Origin of the sequence: Shewanella sp. T24-MNA-CIBAN-0130 (assembly GCF_040310185.1) — a bacterium.
In the GTDB taxonomy this organism is placed as follows: Bacteria; Pseudomonadota; Gammaproteobacteria; order Enterobacterales; family Shewanellaceae; genus Shewanella; species Shewanella psychromarinicola.
On record NZ_JBEOPP010000062.1, the window covers coordinates 1 to 21,520 of the forward strand.

General features: G+C 40.3%; 22 protein-coding genes and 1 pseudogene. 10 read left to right on the forward strand and 13 right to left on the reverse strand.

The window, feature by feature from the left end:
* A partial coding sequence (locus AAEZ02_RS18570) for a hypothetical protein (protein ID WP_351124417.1) occupies positions 1-207 on the forward strand: 207 nt, incomplete at its 5' end.
* A 338-nt stretch (positions 208-545) separates the two neighbouring features.
* Here the strand turns inward: AAEZ02_RS18570 and ggt are convergent.
* Positions 546-2,297: a gamma-glutamyltransferase gene (ggt, locus tag AAEZ02_RS18575; protein WP_335686233.1), complete on the reverse strand. Its 1,752-nt coding sequence runs from the start codon at positions 2,295-2,297 to the stop codon at positions 546-548.
* A 113-nt stretch (positions 2,298-2,410) separates the two neighbouring features.
* Between ggt and AAEZ02_RS18580 the strand changes: the two genes are divergently transcribed.
* Entirely contained in the window at positions 2,411-3,586 is a 1,176-nt protein-coding gene (locus tag AAEZ02_RS18580) for a GNAT family N-acetyltransferase (protein WP_351124420.1), read from the forward strand.
* Between the two features lie 23 nt (positions 3,587-3,609).
* On the opposite strand, the gene AAEZ02_RS18585 is transcribed toward AAEZ02_RS18580, so the two are convergent.
* The 3 genes from AAEZ02_RS18585 to AAEZ02_RS18595 form a co-directional block, all read right to left on the reverse strand.
* Positions 3,610-4,227: a LysE family translocator gene (locus tag AAEZ02_RS18585; protein ID WP_101030845.1), complete on the reverse strand. Its 618-nt coding sequence runs from the start codon at positions 4,225-4,227 to the stop codon at positions 3,610-3,612.
* A 103-nt stretch (positions 4,228-4,330) separates the two neighbouring features.
* Positions 4,331-5,371, reverse strand: a complete 1,041-nt coding sequence (gene hppD, locus AAEZ02_RS18590; protein ID WP_101030847.1) for a 4-hydroxyphenylpyruvate dioxygenase — start codon at positions 5,369-5,371, stop codon at positions 4,331-4,333.
* Positions 5,372-5,441: 70 nt separating this feature from the next.
* A complete protein-coding gene (locus tag AAEZ02_RS18595; protein ID WP_124013859.1) occupies positions 5,442-6,602 on the reverse strand; it encodes a homogentisate 1,2-dioxygenase in 1,161 nt (386 codons plus the stop codon).
* A gap of 228 nt (positions 6,603-6,830) precedes the next feature.
* Between AAEZ02_RS18595 and AAEZ02_RS18600 the strand changes: the two genes are divergently transcribed.
* Together AAEZ02_RS18600 and AAEZ02_RS18605 are read left to right on the forward strand one after the other, a co-directional pair.
* Positions 6,831-7,760 (forward strand): LysR family transcriptional regulator, encoded by a 930-nt coding sequence (locus tag AAEZ02_RS18600; RefSeq protein ID WP_124013858.1) that lies wholly within the window; start codon positions 6,831-6,833, stop codon positions 7,758-7,760.
* A 174-nt stretch (positions 7,761-7,934) separates the two neighbouring features.
* The gene (locus AAEZ02_RS18605) at positions 7,935-8,723 is read left to right on the forward strand and encodes a TIGR00266 family protein (protein WP_124013880.1); all 789 of its coding nucleotides are present in this window, start codon (positions 7,935-7,937) and stop codon (positions 8,721-8,723) included.
* Positions 8,724-8,922: 199 nt separating this feature from the next.
* Here AAEZ02_RS18605 and AAEZ02_RS18610 read toward each other — a convergent pair whose 3' ends face one another.
* Positions 8,923-9,336 (reverse strand): YccF domain-containing protein, encoded by a 414-nt coding sequence (locus tag AAEZ02_RS18610; protein WP_101030855.1) that lies wholly within the window; start codon positions 9,334-9,336, stop codon positions 8,923-8,925.
* Positions 9,337-9,543: 207 nt separating this feature from the next.
* Between AAEZ02_RS18610 and AAEZ02_RS18615 the strand changes: the two genes are divergently transcribed.
* The gene (locus AAEZ02_RS18615) at positions 9,544-10,524 is read left to right on the forward strand and encodes a 1-aminocyclopropane-1-carboxylate deaminase/D-cysteine desulfhydrase (RefSeq protein WP_124013857.1); all 981 of its coding nucleotides are present in this window, start codon (positions 9,544-9,546) and stop codon (positions 10,522-10,524) included.
* A gap of 255 nt (positions 10,525-10,779) precedes the next feature.
* Here the strand turns inward: AAEZ02_RS18615 and AAEZ02_RS18620 are convergent, their stop codons facing one another.
* The 5 genes and pseudogenes from AAEZ02_RS18620 to AAEZ02_RS18640 form a co-directional block, all read right to left on the reverse strand.
* A complete protein-coding gene (locus AAEZ02_RS18620) occupies positions 10,780-10,953 on the reverse strand; it encodes a hypothetical protein (RefSeq protein WP_164839471.1) in 174 nt (57 codons plus the stop codon).
* A gap of 892 nt (positions 10,954-11,845) precedes the next feature.
* Complete coding sequence (locus tag AAEZ02_RS18625) at positions 11,846-12,532, reverse strand: ChrR family anti-sigma-E factor (protein ID WP_124013856.1); 687 nt, start codon at positions 12,530-12,532, stop codon at positions 11,846-11,848.
* Positions 12,525-13,187: a sigma-70 family RNA polymerase sigma factor gene (locus AAEZ02_RS18630; RefSeq protein ID WP_101030861.1), complete on the reverse strand. Its 663-nt coding sequence runs from the start codon at positions 13,185-13,187 to the stop codon at positions 12,525-12,527. Before AAEZ02_RS18630 ends, AAEZ02_RS18625 begins: the two co-directional genes overlap by 8 nt.
* Positions 13,188-13,324: 137 nt before the next feature.
* Positions 13,325-13,915 carry an LON peptidase substrate-binding domain-containing protein gene (locus AAEZ02_RS18635; RefSeq protein WP_101030863.1) on the reverse strand — a complete coding sequence of 197 codons (591 nt, stop codon included), beginning with the start codon at positions 13,913-13,915 and terminating at the stop codon, positions 13,325-13,327.
* A gap of 58 nt (positions 13,916-13,973) precedes the next feature.
* Positions 13,974-14,534 (reverse strand): annotated as a pseudogene (locus AAEZ02_RS18640) (lipocalin family protein).
* A gap of 203 nt (positions 14,535-14,737) precedes the next feature.
* Here AAEZ02_RS18640 and AAEZ02_RS18645 point away from each other — a divergent pair.
* On the forward strand, positions 14,738-15,679 hold the full coding sequence (locus AAEZ02_RS18645) for a chemotaxis protein CheV (RefSeq protein ID WP_124013854.1): 942 nt from the start codon (positions 14,738-14,740) through the stop codon (positions 15,677-15,679).
* Between the two features lie 23 nt (positions 15,680-15,702).
* On the opposite strand, the gene AAEZ02_RS18650 is transcribed toward AAEZ02_RS18645, so the two are convergent.
* Positions 15,703-16,356 (reverse strand): hypothetical protein, encoded by a 654-nt coding sequence (locus AAEZ02_RS18650; protein WP_124013878.1) that lies wholly within the window; start codon positions 16,354-16,356, stop codon positions 15,703-15,705.
* A gap of 68 nt (positions 16,357-16,424) precedes the next feature.
* Entirely contained in the window at positions 16,425-16,784 is a 360-nt protein-coding gene (locus AAEZ02_RS18655; protein WP_101030869.1) for a DUF2750 domain-containing protein, read from the reverse strand.
* A gap of 513 nt (positions 16,785-17,297) precedes the next feature.
* Between AAEZ02_RS18655 and AAEZ02_RS18660 the strand changes: the two genes are divergently transcribed.
* From AAEZ02_RS18660 to AAEZ02_RS18670, 3 genes are all read left to right on the forward strand, one after another.
* A complete protein-coding gene (locus tag AAEZ02_RS18660) occupies positions 17,298-18,536 on the forward strand; it encodes a lytic murein transglycosylase (protein ID WP_124013853.1) in 1,239 nt (412 codons plus the stop codon).
* An 84-nt stretch (positions 18,537-18,620) separates the two neighbouring features.
* Positions 18,621-19,103, forward strand: coding sequence for an FKBP-type peptidyl-prolyl cis-trans isomerase (locus AAEZ02_RS18665; protein ID WP_124013852.1), 483 nt, complete (start codon positions 18,621-18,623; stop codon positions 19,101-19,103).
* Between the two features lie 99 nt (positions 19,104-19,202).
* Entirely contained in the window at positions 19,203-19,430 is a 228-nt protein-coding gene (locus tag AAEZ02_RS18670) for a DUF3389 domain-containing protein (RefSeq protein WP_124013851.1), read from the forward strand.
* A gap of 158 nt (positions 19,431-19,588) precedes the next feature.
* Here AAEZ02_RS18670 and AAEZ02_RS18675 read toward each other — a convergent pair whose 3' ends face one another.
* On the reverse strand, positions 19,589-20,599 hold the full coding sequence (locus tag AAEZ02_RS18675) for a glutathione S-transferase family protein (RefSeq protein WP_124013850.1): 1,011 nt from the start codon (positions 20,597-20,599) through the stop codon (positions 19,589-19,591).
* Between the two features lie 213 nt (positions 20,600-20,812).
* Between AAEZ02_RS18675 and AAEZ02_RS18680 the strand changes: the two genes are divergently transcribed.
* Positions 20,813-21,481: an alpha/beta hydrolase gene (locus tag AAEZ02_RS18680; RefSeq protein ID WP_124013849.1), complete on the forward strand. Its 669-nt coding sequence runs from the start codon at positions 20,813-20,815 to the stop codon at positions 21,479-21,481.
* Positions 21,482-21,520 lie beyond the last annotated feature (39 nt).

Consider the following 21,520-nt stretch of genomic DNA (forward strand, 5'->3'; position numbering starts at 1 on the left):
GAGTGTAATTTGTTTCATGGGGCTATGATGATCCCATTTGGGACAAAATCAAGCATTTTCAATGATCACGGGTATATGCTAAGCCCATCAAGTGTTATGCCAAAAGAGGCAGTCGCAACAGCCACTGATTCAACTGCAGCCGACGTTATCACTAACGCCATTAATATTGAGCCAACCACGGCACTTAACCCTGCGAATGAAAACTAATGCTTACTGCATTAAAATGCTTATGACTCATACCCGCAGATCTTTGGAGATTTCTTTATTGTCGAACTCGTTGTCATTATTCAATATATTTGTGTTTTAGTGATGGTTGATCATGGCGAGTGTATATATGGTCAGAATTAATAGGATTGTTAGAGTCATAAAATTATTATTAAGCTATTTATCTTAAGTCAAATTAATCCAACAAAGACCGAGTTGAGCTATAACTTATTTGTTCTGGATATTTTTTCTGGATATTTGTTCTGGTTATTTGTCATTAATGATAGCGGCTTTAGATTAATAAAAACCGCTATCATTTTTATAGGTAAATACTGAGCATTTTAGTAACCAATAGCGGCAGAACCTGAACGTCTTGGATCTGACGCACCAAAAAGACCTTGTTCTGTCATCATTATTGATTGGGTACTGCCAATAGATCCTTGTATTTTGACTTTGTGACCTTTGGCTTCAAGTAATGAAATGGTATCGCGATTTAATGTATGTTCTACCCAAATAAAGTCGGGTAGCCATTGATGATGCATACGCGCAGCGGCTGTCGCTTCCGCAATATTCAATTTATGATCGATGACGTTCATGATCATTTGTAGGGTAATATTAATAATGCGCGAACCACCTGGGCTGCCGGTGACAATATATGGCTTACCATCTTTCATCACGATCGTTGGGCTCATTGAGCTAAGAGGACGTTTATTGCCTTCTACTGCATTAGCTTCACCACCAATTAACCCATAACCATTAGGTGTACCGGGTTTAGCCGAAAAGTCATCCATTTCATTGTTTAATAACATACCCGTACCTTTAGCGACTAGGCCTGAGCCATAACTGAAGTTAAGGGTATAAGTATTAGCAACCGCATTGCCCCATTTATCGATAATCGAAAAGTGAGTGGTTTGATCGCTCTCATATGGAGCCAGTTTTCCGGGTTTAATTTCGCTGCTGGGTGTGGTTTTATTAATGGATATTTTACTGGCTATATTTTTAGCGTATTCAGGGCTTATCAATTGTTTCATGGGGACTGAGACAAAATCTGGGTCGCCTAAATACTCACTACGATCAGCATAGGCATATTTCATGGTTTCGGCCATAAGATGCAAAGTATCTGCGCTATTGTGGCCTAATTTATCAATGGGGAATTGCTCGAGTACTTTGAGCATTTCGATAATATGAATGCCGCCTGAAGAAGGTGGTGGCATAGAGACCACTTCATAACCACGGTAATGACCTCGTACAGGCTCACGTTCAACGACTTTATAGTTAGCAAGATCCGTAAGACTCATCATGCCGCCGGCATTGGTAACCGCAGTAACAATTTTTTCCGCGGTTTCGCCTTGATAAAATCCTTTACTGCCTTTTTCTGCGATTAACGATAATGAATGGGCTAATTCTGGTTGTTTAAAGATCTCATTGACTTGGTAATTACTACCGTCAGCATGGTAGAAAATTTCTGCTGAACTCGGCCATTGGGTGATCCGTGACTTAAGGCCACTAAGAGAGTTTGATAAATCAGAGGTTACCGAAATACCGTCTATGGCTAACTTCATGGCAGGGGCAATAACCTGTTTCATGCTCATGGTGCCATATTGCGTTAACGCAAGTTCCATCCCCATCACGGTGCCAGGAACACCAACGGCTAAACCATGTTCACGACTGAGTTTATCGACGGCATTGCCTTGCTCATCAAGGAAGATATCTTTATAGGCTTTTGCCGGTGCGGTTTCACGGTAATCGATGGCAATGGTTTTATTTTGCTCCGCTATATGCACCAGCATAAAACCGCCACCACCAATATTACCCGCACGAGGTAATGTCACTGCAAGCGCGTATGCCACTGCCACAGCAGCATCAACGGCATTACCTCCTTGTTTCAAAATATCAACGCCAATTTGACTTGCTAATGCTTCTTGGCTTGAAACCATGCCATGCTTAGCATAGATTGGCTGAGCCGTTGCCATTTCACTAAAAATGGATGTTTCGTTTGCTTGGCTGTCAGCAATATGAAGCGCAGGATAACAAAGTGTCAGTGTTAATGCGGTGCTCAAAAAAAGCGGTGTTAATTTAGGGAGTCGAGTCACGATCAATCCTTGGTGTGTATTGAGAAGATACTGTGATAGAACATGCCACATGAGAGCAATAATTGGTATGAGTTTTTAGGCCTAGAGCATTATTGATAATAGGGACAGTGTGGGTGAAAAAAACACAAGCACGAGTTTATAAATATAAGTTTATTAACAATATTAGTGATATAGACAGTAAAGTATGGCATGACTTTTTTGGCGTGGAACATCCTTTTACACGTTATGAATATTTATCTGCACTCGAAATGAGCCGATGTGTTAGCGCCGAAACGGGCTGGACACCTATGCACCTTATGGTGATGGATGCGGATAATGTTATGGCATTGATGCCGCTCTATCTTAAAACTCATTCTTGGGGCGAGTATGTGTTTGATTGGGCTTGGGCTGAAGCGTATGAGCGCCATAATATAGACTATTATCCAAAACTGGTGAGCAGCATTCCATTTACACCCACAACGGGTCAGCGTATAGGCTTCAATTCCGAGCTTTCAACCCTCGAGCAGCAACAGCTTATTGGCCATATTCAAACTTACTTGTCGCAAGCGGTAATTAAACACAATTGGTCATCTTGGCATTGTTTATTCACCACGCCCGATCAACAGCAACAGTTGACACAAGCCGGGGTAATGGAACGGGTTGGTTGCCAGTTTCATTGGCACAACCAAGGTTACGTTGATTTTACGGACTTTCTTGGCACATTAACCTCTCGTAAACGTAAAAACATCCTCAAAGAGCGATCCTTAGCAAGACAACAGCTAGCGTTTCGCTTTGTTGATGGCGACAAGGCCACTAGTGAACAGTGGCAGGGTTTTGTTCGCTGTTATCAAAATACTTATTTAAAGCGTTCTGGTCACACAGGTTATTTATCGCCAGCTTTCTTTGAACAGATAGCGGCAACGATGGGAGCGTCAATACGGTTATTAATGATTGAAAATATTGAAGGACAATTAGTCGCATCGGCACTGTACTTTGTTTCAGGTACGCATTTATTTGGCCGCTATTGGGGAGCATTAACCGAATGTGATGGGGTGCATTTTGAAGCCTGTTACTACCAAGGAATAGAGTACGCCATCGCCAACAAATTAGCGGTATTTGATGCAGGTGCCCAAGGTGAACATAAGGTGGCTCGAGGATTTTTCCCGGTTAAAACCACCTCAAGCCATTTTATTGCCCATGAAGGCTTTAATGAGGCAATTGGCCATTTTTGTGAGCAAGAGCAATCACATATTGATATTTATATGCAGAAAATGTGCGAACAACTGCCGTATAAGACTAATGATAAATGATAAATAGAGTCGTTCAGTATGGGTTAGCCTAGTGCTAACCAGATCCCAACAAGTACCATTAAGCTTCCCGCGATACGGTTCATTAAGCGAATGTTATCTCCCCGGCTTAGAAATAGTCGTAAGCTTTTACCGCCACTAGCATAAGCTAGCATAGAGACGCTTTCGGTTATCATAATAATACCGAGTAATACCGCCAGTTGTGGTCCTACGGCATTATCGACATTGATAAATGGCGGTAATAACGAAATCATAAACGCCCAACCTTTGGGGTTGGCAATCGCGGTAATAAATCCTTGGCTGATTAAACTGATGCGACTGGTTTTCACTTCAAGGCCAGTGATGATGGCCATTTTGCCTTTAGCGCGCCACATATTAATGCCAATGTAGCCAAGGTACGCACCACCAACCCACTTAAGAATGTCGAACAATTGCGGGTAATTTAGCATGATGCTGGCAACCCCAAGTACTGCTGCAATGGCGACCAAGGCCACGCCCACTAATTCACCCAACATCATCCACAACGTTTTTCGCACGCCAATACTCATGCCTAGGGTCATGGCTAACGTCATGCACATACCCGGAGTGATTGATACAAAAAAGAACGTCGGAATAAAAACGGCGAGTACAGCGTAATCTGGCATTGAAAAATTCTTTGGTTAACGAAATAGATGGCAGAGTGTAATAGGCTAAAATGATAAAAACCAGCATTTTGCTGGTTTTTATGTATCACTGAGTGTCTAAAAACTAGAGCACGCCGCGCTTGATTTGATCGCGTTCAATGGATTCAAATAACGCTTTAAAATTACCTTCACCAAAGCCGAGGTTATTTTTACGCTGAATGATTTCAATGAAGATTGGCCCAAATAAGTTTTTGGTGAAAATTTGTAATAAATACCCATCTTCATCACCATCAACCAAAATCTGATGGTGTTTGATACGATCGTGATCTTCTGTCACCTGTGGCAACTTCTCAAAAATGGTGTCGTAATATTCAGGAATAATATCCAGTGTTTGGATTGAGGTATCTTCCATTGCATCTAATGAGGCGACAATATCACGACTTCTGAACGCCAGATGTTGAACGCCAGGGCCATTGTATTCACCCAAATATTCATCAATTTGATTTTTGTTATTGCCTTTACCTTCGTTAATTGGAATGCAGAAGCTGCCATCTGGAGAACGAAGCGCATAAGACACAAGCGATGTTTGCGCACCACTAATATCAAAATAACGTACCTCGGTAAAACCAAAAATATCTTTATAAAAGTTAGCCCACTTTTCCATGGTGCCTTTGTAGACATTGTTGGTCAAATGGTCGACCTCCATAAAGCCTTTCTCAGGCGTGATGACAGGTTGCTCTAAATCGACAAAGTCAGTTTGATAAATATTGTTTTGTTCACCAAAGGTGTCGATAAAGTAAATTAAGCTGTCACCAATACCGTAAATGGCCGGGTATGGCATGTCTTTATTGGCATCATCTGCGGGTTTTGCACCACGAGCTACCGCTTCTGTAAAGGCAAAGTTAGCATCTTCAACGCGCCAACCCATGGAACAAATTGCCGGACCATGAGATTTTGCAAATTGAGCAGAAAAGCCTGCACGGCCTTTATTCAATAAAAAGTTAATGTCGTTTTGTTTATAGTAAACAATGTCATTATCTTTGGCTTTTTTTAGCATTGAAAAACCAAAATCAATAAATACTTGGTGCATATATTCAGTATCTGGACTGGCAAATTCGGTGAATTCAATGCCTAACAGGCCCAGTGGGTTTAGTTCGCTTGCCATTTTGTCTTCCTCTATTTTATGTCAACACGTCATCACTCTTAGGTGACTTGGGGTAGAGATAAATGTGATCTTAGTTTTCTAACCAAGAGCGGTTGTAATCATCACTCATGCAATTTTTAACATGAGAGGTTAAATTTAGTGGGGCGAAGGTATCGACCATCACCGCATATTCGTAGGTGTCTTTTTTGCCGATAGAGGCTTCTGTGCGACCAGGTTGAGGCCCATGTGGCACCCCTTTTTGGTGTAAGGTCATGTAACCCGCTTCAATACCGGTGCGGCTCATAAAATCGCCGTCGACGTAATACAAGACTTCATCGCTGTCGATGTTGTTATGGTAATAAGGTGCAGGAATCGATTTAGGGTGAAAGTCATAAGGACGTGGAACAAAATTACAAATAACAAAGTTATGGGCGCTGAAGACTAAATGCTCTGACGGCGGCAAATGAATTTTACCTACTTTAGGGGCATATTCGCTAATGTTGAATGCCCATGGATACACACACCCATCCCAGCCGACTAAGTCAAATGGATGCCATTGAAGTGTCATTTCTTGGTAGCGCTCACCGAATTTACACATTAACGGAAACTCACCTTTTTCAACCACTGCATCAGTCAAGGTTGGCGTACGAATGTCTCGTTCACAGTAAGGAGCAGACTCCAACATTTGGCCATATTCGTTTCTAAAATGCTTTGGCACTTCCACCATGGACGATGATTCGATAACAAATAAACGCACATTTTGATAATCGTTAAATTTCAGCTGGTAAGTTGTCCCGCGAGGAATAATTAGGTAATCCCATTTTTGGGTGTTAATCACCCCATATTCACTGAGTAGTTGTCCTTCACCCTCGTGAATAAACACCACTTCGTCAGCATAGGCATTGCGATAAAACGCATTGGTGTCTTCAGTGACTTTAGCGGTATACATCGCCACGTCATTATTGAAAAAGATTTTATTACGGGCGCTGAAAAAGTTGCCTTGGCAGTCGGCTTGGCGCGAGTCTATTTTGTAATTTTGGATCAGTGGGTCTTGCCATTGTTCACCATGAGATAACGAGTAAGGTTGAACGTCTATCGCTTTGGTTGGCATATTGTGATGGTATTTATTCGAATAAATATTCGAAAAGCCATGAGTTGAAAATAATTCTTCACGATACAGCTCACCATTGTCTTTTTCGAAGGCAATATGCCGTTTGGTCGGGATCTGACCTTGCTTAACATAGAATGGCATGTGGTTGTCCTATGGTGGAGCGACTGTGAGTGTCGTGATGTTTGTAATACGATTGGTATTGATTGTTATGGCCTAATCGCATTGGGTAAATCAATTTGTGATCTAACTAACAATTTAGTGGTAAAGATCAACAAAAAAAAGAATAATAAAAAGCTTAACTCAATCTATTTATTAGATTGTTATGTTAACTTTACATTAGTGTACGAATAACGAGACAGTGGAAATCTTATGCGAATAGATATTGATGCCTTTAATGTACTGCAAGTGCTTGTTGAAGAAGGAAGTTTTTCGAAAGCTTCTGAGCGCTTACATAAAGCGCAATCGGCGGTTAGCTATCAAGTTAAAAAATTAGAGCAACATCTTGGGGTCACATTATTTAACCGCGATAATTATCGCGCCGAATTAACCCCTGAAGGCAAGGTTATTCTGGCTGAAGGGCAACGATTACTGCAGCATTTAGCCAATATTGAACATCTGGCCAGTCGTTTTAGTCAGGGGTGGGAGCCTAAGCTTGAGTTAGTGATAGACGGTGCTTTACCGATGGAACCGATCATGACCGCGCTTAAGCGCATGTCAGAACACAATATACCCACTAAAGTGCAGCTTAATATGGAGTTTTTAGGCGGCGTACAGCATCGCTTTGAGCGCGACCAAGCAGACTTAATGTTGGTCAAGGATTATCGTACTGGCCCCTCGTATCATCCTAAACCGTTACCTACGATTACCAGCGTGCTAGTGGCGTCATCACAACATCCATTAAGTCAGTTAAAAGGCATTAGTTTGCCCGAGTTACAACAACATGTTGAGTTAACCATTGAAGATTCATCTCCTGGTAAACGTGACCGCGATGAAATGCAGTTTGGCGGCGATAAAGTATTTTATTTGTCAGGTTTTATTATGAAAAAAAATGCCTTACTAAAAGGTCTAGGTTTTGGTTGGATGCCGGATTTTTTAATTGCTGAAGAATTACATCAAGGGCAACTGATCGAGATTGATTTTATTGGTGGTAACCGCTTTAGTTTTACACCGCAATTAGTGTCCACACTTGAACGTCCGCTGGGGCGAGCAGGGCAACTATTTACCGAGCTTATTCTGCAAGAATTTGCTCGATATCAACAGCAACAACAATCAGGGTTAAGTGGAGCCGGATTAGGGTAAACATTGGCATAATTCTATTAACTAACATAGAGATAATACAACGTGGATCCAGTATGTTGATATATTGTTATGTTAAATCGCCGATCATTTTGTTACCTTAAATCATACGTATCGAGCAATGCCTTATCGATGTTGGGCGATTGCAAACATTAAATAAATTTTTAGGGAATGAAAATAAGCATGAAAAGTCATGAAGTAGATTATGAAATTATTGGTTCTAGCATGCAGCTGGTTGAAGTTGAATTAGACCCAAATGAGTCTGTGATTGCTGAAGCGGGTGCCATGACCTATGTCGAAGAAGATATTGGTTTTGAAGCCAAGATGGGTGATGGCTCTGAGCTAGAATCTGGTTTTTTTGGTAAGTTACTTGGTGCGGGGAAACGGGCCATTTCCGGTGAGGGTATTTTTATGACCCACTTTACCAATGAAGGCCAGCAGAAACGTAAAGTGGCTTTTGCGGCGCCGTTTCCGGGGACCATTTTGGCGATAGACTTAGCTCAACATCAAGGCGAGCTTATCTGTCAAAAGGACAGTTTTTTAGCGGCAGCCTTAGGCACGCAAGTGAGCATGAAATTTAATAAGCGCTTAGGAACCGGGTTTTTTGGTGGTGAAGGATTTATCCTACAAAGCCTTAAAGGTGATGGCATGGCGTTTGTGCATGCGGGTGGGACACTGATAAAAAAAGAATTGCATGGTGAGACCTTGCGGGTCGATACGGGTTGTTTAGTTGGATTTACTCCCGGGATTGATTATGACATTCAGCGTGCGGGCTCGTTAAAGTCGATGGTATTTGGCGGAGAAGGCCTGTTTCTTGCCACTTTAAAAGGTCATGGGACTGTGTGGTTACAAAGCTTACCGTTTTCTCGTATGGCTGACAGAATTATTGCTCATGCGCCTTCAAATGGCGGTAAAGATCAAGGTGAAGGTTCAGTACTCGGTGGAATAGGGCGGATGATTAACTAATCGGGATATTAGCATTGAGTGCTCAGACGATTATAAGTCATCGCGCCGATTTAGTCTGAGCTGTCCTTAAAGGGATTGAATAATTTTTGTGTGCCCAAAATGCGTCAATGGCAATTAAAGGTTGTCGATGCTATTAGGCAAATAAAAACCGATAGCATTAGGCTATCGGTAATTAAGAATAGCGGCAGTTCACATGTCATTAATAAGTGGGTTTAGCGATAATAGTTTGCCCGATAGGGGTTAAACTTAACAAGGCCAACTTAATGTGTTGTATCGCAAAGGGGATCCCAATAATGGTGATGAAACAGGCTAATGCATGCACTAAATGACCAATAGCGAGCCAAATCCCAAAACATAAAAACCATAGCACATTACCCACTAAGCCTAGTGTGCCAGTACCAATATCTTCTTGGCCAGAAATGTGTTTGCGGTTAACGGTTTCTTGTCCAAATGGCCAAAAAGCTAATTCGCCAATAACAAAACAGGCTCTGCCAAAAGGGATGCCAATGATACTGATAAAGCACAGTACCCCCACAAGCCACCAAGCAAGGCCCATAACAAATCCACCCATTAAAAACCAAGCAATATTAAAGATTAAGCGTAAAAGTGACATTTTCATTCCTATCAAGAGTCAATATTAATTACTATATAGCGATAACTAGCGATAATCATGCCATTATTATAAGCTTATGATTCTAATTGTTTAAATGTTATTTTCGACATTGAGTGTCTGTTAGGTCTGACAATTAATACAAATGAATCGATGAGAATTATCATTTTTTAGTTAAAATACCCATATTACAGTTGATTGAGAGAAGACATGTTTTCGATAAGCCCAGTAGAGTCGATGAACTTTGACGGCCACACCCTCTACATTAAGCGGGATGATTTATTGCATGCTGATTTCAGTGGCAATAAAGCACGTAAGTTTTATCATTTTTTGCATCATGATTATTCATATGTGACCCGCCTAGTAGGGGCCGGTTCTGCACAAGCTAACTCTTTGTATTCATTATCTGTGCTGGCTAAGCAGCAGGGCTGGCAATTTGACTATTACGTTAGCCATATTAGCAAATTTTTACTACAACACCCCCAAGGCAATTACGCTGCCGCGATACAAAATGGGGCTAATATTATTAATGTTGCTGAGTTGCCATATGCCGATAACATAGCCGGCATGCATTTAGATGATGTTGTGCAATACATTATGTTATCAACTCCGACTTACGCCGATAAACAACATCTACTGTGTATTCCTGAAGGTGGGCGCTGTGAATACGCAGAAACGGGTATTGCGCAGCTTGCGAGTGAAATTATTGAGTGGGCTCAGATTAGACAACAAATTAAGCTCATGGTTTTTTTACCTTCTGGTACCGGCACCACAGCAGCTTATTTAAATAAGCAACTAATACAACAGCTCGCTCAATTGCAATTAACACCAGTACTTACCATTGAGGTATTAACCTGCAGCACGGTTGGCGGTGATGATTACTTACGCCAGCAATTTTCACAATTAATTGATGAAGTTTATTATCCTCACATTGTTAGTGATGGGCATAAATATCATTTTGGAAAATTATCGCAACGTTGTTTTGATATGTGGCAAACCGTATGTCAGTCTGGAATTGAATTTGAGTTGTTGTATGACCCTGTCGGATTTTTAGTCTTACAACATTATTTGAAGACTAATACGTTGACTAATACTGATATTTTATATGTACATCAAGGTGGGATATTAGGAAATAAAACGATGTTGCCAAGGTATCTACGAAAGTTTTCAAATTCGATTAACGCTTCATGACAACGAAAACGTAGTCACGCTCTAATTTTCGTCAGATTTACGACGATTAAGAAAATTAACTCATTGATAAAATGGGTTTTGTGTGAGTTTCGTTAGGTTTTTTGTTCTTATTCGACTGAGGTTTGAACTGGAGTAGTCGTAAAGTAGTAATTCATTTTGCTCTGTTTTAATAAACATCGGTAATTGAGAGGAGAATACCGAGAAATGAGTTTATTAAATACCAGAGCAAATGATTAACGCTTAGCGTTAGGGATATTACTTATTTGCAGAGATTAACCATTTCATGAAGTTCATTGCTTCAATGCGCTTTGAAAAGGTCTTTTTGTTTTTACCTAAGCTGTCGGTAAAAGCAATTGAGTTTTTGTTTGACGAAATAGAATTAACCGGGAAGCTAACTGAGATTTCGTGTCCATTCATGTTGTATGACATTGGTCACACTCCTTTTTATATATTCACCATTAGGTGAGACAATTGTTCAATAAAATATCCTTGGCATTTTTTAGTGTTGCGAAAGATTAATGTTTCGAGATTTAACTTACCCTATCTTTTACTCACTAATCAAGTGTTGTTATGTCAATAGTTGATTAAGGTCTACTTTGTGTCAGCAACATTGATGTTGTGACATAACCTTAAGGCACTTGATACAAATGGCACTTAATTTTGTAAGTTGAACATAGTTTTATGACAGCAAGATTACGTGGATAGAAATTATCGTATCAACATAGATCAATTGAAAATCAAAAACGATGAACATAAGCTTGTCTTGGGTTTATTTACGAAGTGAAGTTGAGCAGACTTACAGGTAGGTAACCAAAATTAACAAGAAAACTAAATCTGCATGGATAATATACTGAGTGTTTGCATATGGCAATAGTCTTTTTCAAATTTTAATCAAATTAAAGCTCATTTCGATTAAAAAATAAGCAATGGGGCCAGCTGTGCGGTTGTTTATACTTAAAATAGCCTGTGATGCGGACATTTTGTAAAAATAGATGATGAGCATGCTCATCACTTATGCTCTACCTAACGGTGTTAACAACGTAAGCCCAGCTATGCACTAATCATGTCTAAACCACCCTAGCTTAACTTTGTTTACTGAAACAAATTAAGCTAAGGAACTTCAAAACGGAATAATAAACGTTTATTAAACCGCACCTATAACTCTAGATGCGTAGCATTGGCCCAGAACTTCAGCAATTGATGATTCAATATACCTTGCTAGCAAAACAAAGGCTAAGTTCACTGTTAATAACCTGAAGATAGACTGAATTTATCCGTTTATCACATTTGATATTACGATTTTAAATTAATAAACCAATGATTAATAAAGTAAATCGCCAATTGGATTTAATAACTTACTTATGCCTTTAGTAAAATATAAAGGGGCATCAACAATGGTATAACACAAACAGCCTTCAAGTGTTTTAGGAGAATGTTGATGTTCTTTGTCGAGCAACATAAAATCACCAGGTTTATAAGTGTTGTAACAGTCGCTGAACTCTCCTGCGAGTAGTAAGGTCAGTTCTGCACCTTTATGAGTATGCTCAGGGATCTCACCATTAGCAGCTATGTGTAACAAGCTTGCTCTTGCTTGCGGCTCACCGGTATCGAGTCGTAAACGACTGACTTTGCCAATACCTTGCCAAGAAGCGTTAATTTTTTTACGAAAAACTCTTGGCAGTGGGTAATGATGACCTTTAATGCTGACACTGTTATCTTCAATGCTATTGTCGGTATTAGGTTGCGCAGCTTCTAAGGTATCTAAGGTTGAATTCAAGAACTGGGCAAGCAATGCATCTAGCTGATTATTATCAGTGCTATCAACCGATTGAGGTGCCGCAGTTGTATTAAATTGCTGGTCAGACAAGGTAATCGTCATTTGATCGAGTTGCTGTTGGCAATGTTGGCAAAATTCGGCGTGAGCAGAGATTGCCATCGACATAGACAGTGGAAGTTCGCCTTTAGCATGGAGAGACAGTAAATGCGGGTCTGGGTGGTAATTAATCATAGTGTTTCTCCATAAAACTTTTTAATTTTTCCAATCCTAGTCGAAGCCGAGATTTAACGGTGCCGATTGGAATATTAAGTTTATCTGCTAACTCTTGCTGAGTAAGCTCTTGCATATAGATGCCTTGGACTACTTGACGCTGCAGAGGAGGTAACTCTTTCACGTGCTGTAATAATGTTGCCGATAACAAAAAATCTTCATCATTATGTTCAGCGTCATCGGACTCAAATAAAGGCCAAATATCATCACCGAATGAATCTTCACGGTTATGTTGTACTTTACGAAGCATATCAAAACATTGATTGCGCATAATGGTAAACACCCAAGTACTTACCGCTGCTTTATCAACGTTGTATAGATGAGCTTTGGTCCACACTCGAGTCATGGTTTCTTGTACTAAGTCCATGGCTAAGCCTTGTGTGCTTAAACGTTGAACCCCAAAAGAATTAATTTTTGGGGAAAAATGTGAAAAAAGCTTAGCAAAAGAGGTTTTGCATCGATTGTTAGCTACTTTCATCATTAATGCAGCGAGTTCATCTGCTATTGGATTGGGTTCGTCTGTTTTCATAGCACCATTTCGATTAATTAAGGGTCTTTGTACAAGAGACCTCTTATCATAACCAATTTGTACGCTTTGTGATTGAACATTTTCCATTATTTTCACTCGCATCCAATAAATAAGTCATTAAGCTTAAGCATTTACTTTATCTATGCCTTAGCTCGTTCAAACTGAACAAAACATAATTCACAAATTTATACGCTGCGTAGTAGAGTTCAGATCACTCGTTGAGATTATTTTATAATATCGAGTAAGAATGATTTAGCTAATCTATGGTCATGACTATTAATACACTGATATTTTTCTTTTGAACTCAGAGGGATAATTTCAAGCCAACGTTGACATACCCAAGCGATATCATTAAATTTTTCTTCCGAATAATGAGCAAGATGCTGAGGATATTCCTGCAAAATCTGCTTCAAAGTACTGCTGAGCAGCTTATCTTTTTTACGATCTATCTGATGAATGTGTGGTTGTGCATTTTGTTGTTCAATAATATCGCTCGGCCAAGAATCAATTAAGCTCACATCTGCTCGCTTTAAACCGTCATCATCAACGCTGATTTGGTTAATTGTAAATGTTTTTTGCCCTTGAATACTGATACCCAGTAAGCCGTCTTCAAGCATTTCGAAGTCGATTATCTTGGTCAATGTACCGATAGGTAAGATGGATTTGTTATCATCAGCCAACATGCATAAGCCAAAACCTAAACCACTTTTAAGGGATTCGGAGACTAAGCGTTTATATCTCGGTTCAAAAATGCGCAATTGGGTATACCCCTGCGGTAATAAGCAAATAGTTAATGGGAAAATAGGGATTATCATAGCTGCCTCCATATGAAACTTAGTCGGTAATTTGATCTGTCATACGCTTCTATATGGGTTAACGATCATCTTTCTCTGGGGTATGATCAACCCAAATCAAATTATTGGGATCAATCGTTAAAGCGGATAACTTCATCATAAAGCGTTGTTTAATAATGGCATCAATGCTGGGTGTTCTTGATAAAATCCACGCATACTTGTCATTAGGGCCAATGACGAGGGCATCTGTGTAACGACCATTTTGGGCTTAAACGATGTCGTGGATTTGGTATGCACCATAGAATGGTCCGAAAAAAGAGACTTTTAGCAATCCTTGATTAGCGCCATTAATGAAATATGCTTTGCCTGTTGCCTGATCCCAGCGTTGCTTATCTTGTTTATATCCTCGATTAATAACCACAAGCTTGTCACCTTGCGGGTTATACTGCGCGGTCACATTTGACATGTTGCGCTCAAATGAGTGATCAAGGCGGGCAATTTCATACCAAGTTCCTATGTATTGCTCAATTTCAAAAGGTTTGACGACATCAACTGGTTTGTCAATCAGTGTACATGCTGATAAACCCAGTAAAGAAATACTGATGCTAAAAGTGCTTATTATTTTGGAAAATAATGTCATGTTGAAGCCTTAACTGAATGGTTAATACAATGGGAATTTATTGACCCAGAAAATAGAGTACGTATTGAGGTTGGTTATTGATCTTGTTTAATAAATTTTTTTCATTTTCGGTCACATAAATCTAGGTCTAACAACGATTATTGGTATTTTTTAAGTATAATTATTATTAATATTTGAAGTTGTATATTAGGTGGAAGTCGTTCATGAAAAAAGTGCTTGATACGGTTGATCAACGAACTAAGTTAGTGGGCGAAAATCGTTTAGAATTATTGTTATTTCGCATTAGTTCAAGTCAATTATTTGCTATTAATGTATTTAAAGTCAAAGAGGTAGTTAACTTACCTCCGTTAAATACCGTACCTGGTAGCAATCCTAATATTTATGGTGTGGCTAACATCAGAGGGATCTCGATCCCGGTGATTAATTTACGTGAAGCGATTGGTTTTTCACCCATGCCGGTAACCGAAGATAGCAAATTGATTATTACTGAATATAACCGCAGTGTGCAGGGCTTTTTAGTGGGTAATGTCGAGAACATTATTAATATGACGTGGAGTGATATTATGCCGCCACCCAAAACCGCTGGCGGAGATAACTACTTAACGGCGATAACAAGAATTGAAGATCAAGGGCAAGTGCGTTTGGTGTCTATTATTGATGTTGAAAAAGTGTTGGCTGAGATCATCGATTACGATGTGAAATTAACCGATGGGGTGCTCGACGAAGCGTTAGCGACGCAAATGCTTGGCCGTAAGGTATTAATCGTTGATGACTCATCTACTGCACGTAAGCAAGTAAGAGATACATTAAGTCAGCTAGGCCTTGAGATTGTTGAGGCGTCAGATGGACTTCAAGCGTTGCAATTACTGCAATCGTGGGCGGATGAAGGTCGTGATGTTGCAAATGAATTATTAATGATGATTACCGATGCAGAAATGCCTGAAATGGATGGTTATAAGTTGACCTTCGAAGTTCGTAATGATCCCAGAATGACATCGTTATTTATTACACTCAATACTTCTCTTAGTGGTAGTTTTAATCAAGCTATGGTGGAAAAAGTCGGCTGTAATGAATTTATCTCTAAATTTCAACCCGATTTATTAGTGCGCGTGGTCCAAGATCGTTTGCGCACTCTTATTGGCTAAATATTGGCTAGTCGCTAGGTCGTTTATTGGTCCATATCTTCGATTAACTCATCAAGAATAAGACGTTGATGTCCGGGGGTAACACCAATATTAAGCCGAGCGATTTTAACCGCATGACCAAATTGGGCTTTACCAAGCAGGGTAATGAGCTGCTGCAAAAAGCCACTGTCTAAAGACAAGGTTTGGCTATAGTGGCTAATGGCTTTGGTTAATGAGGTAAATACAATATCGTCAAACTCAAAACCGGTTTGATATTGACTACTATTACCGGCGATTTCCCCCTCGAGTAATACACCGTCAAGACTTAATGGCCAACCCCGAGCATTAATACGACCTTGGGCGATTTGATACATCATCCAAGCACTTTTCTTAAAGCCACCAAAAATCATACAATCAAATTCAGATTCTTTGAGTTCTTGCTCCGTCCAGTTAATGCCAATGGCTAAGTCTTTGCGATATAGGTGCATTAAATTATCTTTCACCGCATCACGACAATCCCAAATAGAGGTCAGCAGATTTTTCTTGGCTAACATATGGCATTCTTGGCAAGCGGGAATGGCTAGAGAGGGATGGGGAGTATGAGTCATTCTATAGTAATCAAAGGTATGGTTACTTGGCTCGTAGCAAAACCAACAAGTGTGGCGTTTGTCAAAAGGAACATCAATCAGAGTAGGCATGGGCACAGTATTATCAATAGGCTGTTCAATGACTCACAGCCTAGGTAGTAAGATTAAATTAACGTCGACTATTCTTGTTCAAAATCAACTAATTCTTTAGCCAGTACGATGGGGTCGATTTCTAGGCATTCTTGCTCTGCTTCCCAGTCAACACCAATTAATACGCCATCATCATTTAAGTCACTTACCCAGTATTCTAAAAATTCAGCCAGAGTGATGGTCACGGCATTGTAGTCAGCCCATTCATCAGTGCAGTGACTTTTTGCCGCAGTTTCACTTGACCAAAGTGGCATAACATCAGTTTCTTCAAATTCTGATGAGTCACATACAACCCAACCCTCACCGGTTTCATCTTGTAAGCCCCATAAGACTTGATGTTGTTTTACGCTTTCGATAAAGCCTGTTAATGCTGCTGTCTGTTCGGTCATGATAAATCGCTTAAATGAGTGAAAATTAAAATCATTATACGGACTCAATGAATAAGGAAAAGGCTTAATTAATGAAAATTTTATTATGTGAATTCTCGGTTGATATTTAGAGAGTAAATTCACTTCTTATCTGTTCACTTAACTGGGATGTTGCGCAACACTGGCCAATAGCATGACTGAAGGTATCGTTGCTGTAATTCTTATCTTCAGGCAACGTTATGTCACATCATACTCGTCTAAATAGCATACTGAAGCCTGTCTTTGGGGCGAGACTCAGGTATTTAAGTTGTTTAATATCTTAATTTATAATTGTGTCAACATGATACCGCGAACTGAAAAGCTTGAGTGGCACTGAGTGAACATATAATGATTGCTATTGTTATAACCTGTTTTTTTGTTTGTTAATTAAATTTTGTATAAATAAACAGGCTTTAATGATGACAGCTCTTGTTTCCTGATGGGCAATCAGTCACGATATTCATTATTCATTTTGTGCTAATTAAGTGTTGTTTCATGACGAAAAAAAGTCGGGTTCCTGTGTTTGTTGCTTCAATCATTTTATCTTGTACTGTGCTCAGTGCCTGTACGGCTTCGGCAACACCAAAGGTCAGTAATACGGTTGAGCCTGCCGATGACTTTGCCCAATGTGTGGTCAGATTACAGCAAAAAGCCAAGGATGCTGGAATTTCACAAGATATAATTGATACCACTGTGGCTCAGTTAACGTATGTGCCACGAGTGATTGAATTAGACAATCAACAACCAGAATTTACCACGACATTTGGTGATTATTTTGATAAGCGTGTGACCCCTTGGCGAGTTGAGCAAGGTCGAAAATTAATGGCTAAACATCAACCTTTATTAAACACGCTAACAAAAAAGTATGGGGTTCCAGGCCAGTATATTATGGCCTTTTGGGGGCTTGAAACCAATTTTGGCAGTTACAAAGGCAGCATGTCAGTGCTCGACTCACTGGCAACCTTGGCGTGCGACCCTCGTAGAAGTGATTATTTTACCGGTGAGTTACTACAAGCGCTTAAGCTAAAACAGCAATATCATTTTGATGATAAGAAAATGGTCGGTTCATGGGCTGGTGCGATGGGGCACACTCAGTTTATGCCGACCAACTACCGAAAATATGCGGTAGATGGCGATGGCGATGGGATTGCTGATCTGTGGAATAGTACCGATGATGCACTGACGTCAGCGGCAAACTTTTTACAACATCTAGGTTGGAAAGCCGATGAACGATGGGGGCGCGAAGTGTTGTTGCCTGATGATTATCCGTTTTCTTATTTAGGCGGCAAACATGTCTTACCACTCGTTAAATGGCATGAGCTTAATATTACCCAAGCGAATGGTCAGCCGTTATCTACACCAGACATGCAAGCGGCATTATATTTACCGGCAGGACATACAGGGCCAGCCTTCTTAGGTTATGACAACTTTAACGTGATTATGCGTTGGAATCGTTCTGAGTTTTATGCCATTGCGGTGGGCCATTTAGCCGACCGCATCAATGGCGCGTTACCATTAACACGCGCTGTGCCTAAACAAGCAAGGTTAAGCCGAGACACGGTAAAAAAATTACAGCAAAAGCTGAATGATGCTGGATTTGATGTCGGTGAGCCAGATGGTATTTTAGGTCGAAATTCAGTGTTAGGTTTGCAAGCCTTTCAACAGAAAAAAGGGCTTGTTGCTGATGGTTTCCCTGACGTACAAACATTTACCGCCTTGGGTATTAAACGATAGTGACGAGGTTATTGGCCACTTTTTTGTGGATGCATTAGCACGCTTTTGCTAAGCTTCGGCAAATTTTAGATTTAAGGAACGATAATGAGCATTAAAGACGATATGGTCGTGCAGTTTAATTACTCGCTACGTGATGAAAAAGGCGATGTGATTGAATCAAACGAAGGTCTTGAACCGATATCATATTTGCATGGTCATGACAACATGATGCCAGGTATCGAAGATGCTATTAATGGTAAACAAATTGGCGAGAAGTTCACCATTACGCCTCCTGCTGCCGATACCTATGGTGAACGCCAAGCTGATGCTGAACAACGCGTATCGGTGAAACATCTTGTTGGTGCAAAAGTATGGAAACCTGGCATGGCTGCTGTTGTTAATACTGACGAGGGCAAACGTCAAGTTACCATCATTAAAGTGGGTAAATTTATGGCAACGGTAGATGTGAATCATCCTCTATCAGGACGAGAATTAACCTTCGACATTGAAATTGTCGGTGCTCGTGACGCGTCAGATGAAGAAATTGCTCATGGCCATGCCCATGGTGCAGGTGGTCATCACCACTAATGAGTTTAATTTACTGTTAATGCTAAATTTAGGCGTAAATTAATTGGTGTATAAATCCCAAGTGAACACTTGGGATTTTTGTTTTTACAGTGAGTTATTATGGTTATTGATTTTTCTTTGGGTAGAATTATTGTTACTGTGCATGAAATTCAGTGCCGGTTTCATGATAGTCAATTGGTGCTCGCTGCATCAGTAGATGATATTAGTTGTTTTCATCAAGGGTTAGTGATTGTAGCCGATGCAGGGACGGTAAGGTGGAGTCTCAAACTCGATAATCCGTCGCAATTAGAGGCGTTACTTAACCACACCGGGATCCACGCGCAATAACTCATCAACATACGCCAAATCAAGCTTGCTGTTTGTATAGCTAACAAGGCGTATTGACGAGTCAATAGCGAGTCTATTGCACGTCAATACAAGGTAGAAAAGGCACAAACCACTTTTTTATAAGCATTTATTAGCCTATATGAGGTTAATTAGATTAGTTAAGTTGTCAGATCCGCACGGTTATGTGGTCGTAAATAGTCAATATCTGGACCAATAGGGACGATTTGAGTTGGATTGATATGTTGATGGCTGAAGTAATAATGCTGTTTTATATGGGTCATATTGACCGTTGCGGCAATGCCGGGTTGTTGATATAAATCACGTAAGTAAGCAGAAATATTTGGCATGCTTTCAATGGTATTGCGGTTGGTTTTGAAATGACCGACATAAACGCTGTCAAACCGGATTAATGTGGTGAACAGGCGCCAATCAGCTTCGGTTATGTGCTCACCCAACAAATAGCGTGTTCCTGTTAAGCGTGATTCAATGGTATCCAATGCCGAAAATAATGCACTGAACGCTTCTTCATAAGCCGCTTGTGAAGTCGCAAAACCGCTACGATACACCCCATTATTTATCTTATCGTAAATGAAGTTATTGAGTTCATCTATCTGCTGTTGCAATGCTTGGGGATAATAATCGAGGTCATTCCCCGTGAGATGATTGAAGGCACTGTTAAACATTCTGATGATTTCAGATGATTCATTACTGACAATGGTGTTGGTTTTTTTGTCCCACAGCAACGGCACCGTGACTCGACCATTATATTGAGGTTTGGCAAACTGATACAGCTGGTACAAAAAATCCTTTTGATACAAAGGATCCGCTTGTGCCCCGGTAATATGTCGGCCAATGCGGGATCCATTTGCATTGGCAAATTCCCAGCCATTTTCTCGCATATGGGGTTCAACGACAGTGACATCAATAAGCGCTTGTAATTGCTTTAACTGCCTAAAAATTAGGGTTCGATGTGCCCAAGGGCAGGCAAGTGATACGTACAGATGGTAGCGATTTGCTTCTGCCTTAAAGCCAGCATCTCCTGATGGGCCGGCTTGGCCATTAGCCGTCACCCAATGACGTAATTGAGCATTTTTTCGAACAAAATCACCGTTATTTTCTTCGGTAGCGTACCATTGGTCTACCCAATGGCCATTTTGTAATAAGCCCATTTTAGCTCACCTATTCAAGATATTTTCACTTATGATATAACAACTAAAATCGAATAAAAGATTAAAAAATTGGACTTTTTGTTCGATTAAATGCTGTGGATAGCATTGTAGCGGTATTATTTGTGATGATTAAGCGTGAATAATTCGATGTTAAAAATCAATTAACGTAAGATAGCCAGCAATATTGTTACTGTATTGAAAGGATTAATAAATATGCCTGCTCAGTTAGATAAAATCGTAGTTGAACCGCAATTACCCGCGACGTCTTGTGTTATTTGGTTACATGGATTAGGTGATTCTGGTGCCGGTTTTGCCCCCGTGGTGCCAGTGTTAGGTCTAAATAGTCAGCATAGTATTCGGTTTATTTTCCCCCATGCACCAGAACAAGCGGTGACGATTAATGGCGGTTTTGTGATGCGCTCATGGTACGACATTAAAAGCATGGACTTGCATGAACGCGCCGATATACAAGGCGTTATGGCGTCAGAGCAAGCTATCCGGCAGTTAATAGTTGATCAAATTAACAATGGTATATCTGCCGATAAAATCGTCTTAGCCGGTTTTAGCCAAGGTGGGGTAATGAGTTTGTTTACCGGTCTGCGTTTTGAGCAAAAACTAGCGGGCATTATGGCGTTATCTTGCTACTTACCTGGCGGAGAGAAACTACCTGAGCAATTATCAGCGGCTAACCAAAACACGCCTATTTGGCATAACCACGGTGAGCAAGATGATGTAGTACCCTTATTTGCAGGCAAAATGGCTAATGATGCCTTAAATGCTGCGGGTTACAGCACTTCGTGGAAAACTTACCCAATGCCGCACAGCGTGCTGCCTAATCAACTGGCAGATATAGGTCAATGGTTGCAGCAAGTTTTACGTTAATGTGATCTTAAGCATTTATTTTAAGGTGTTTGTTGTTTT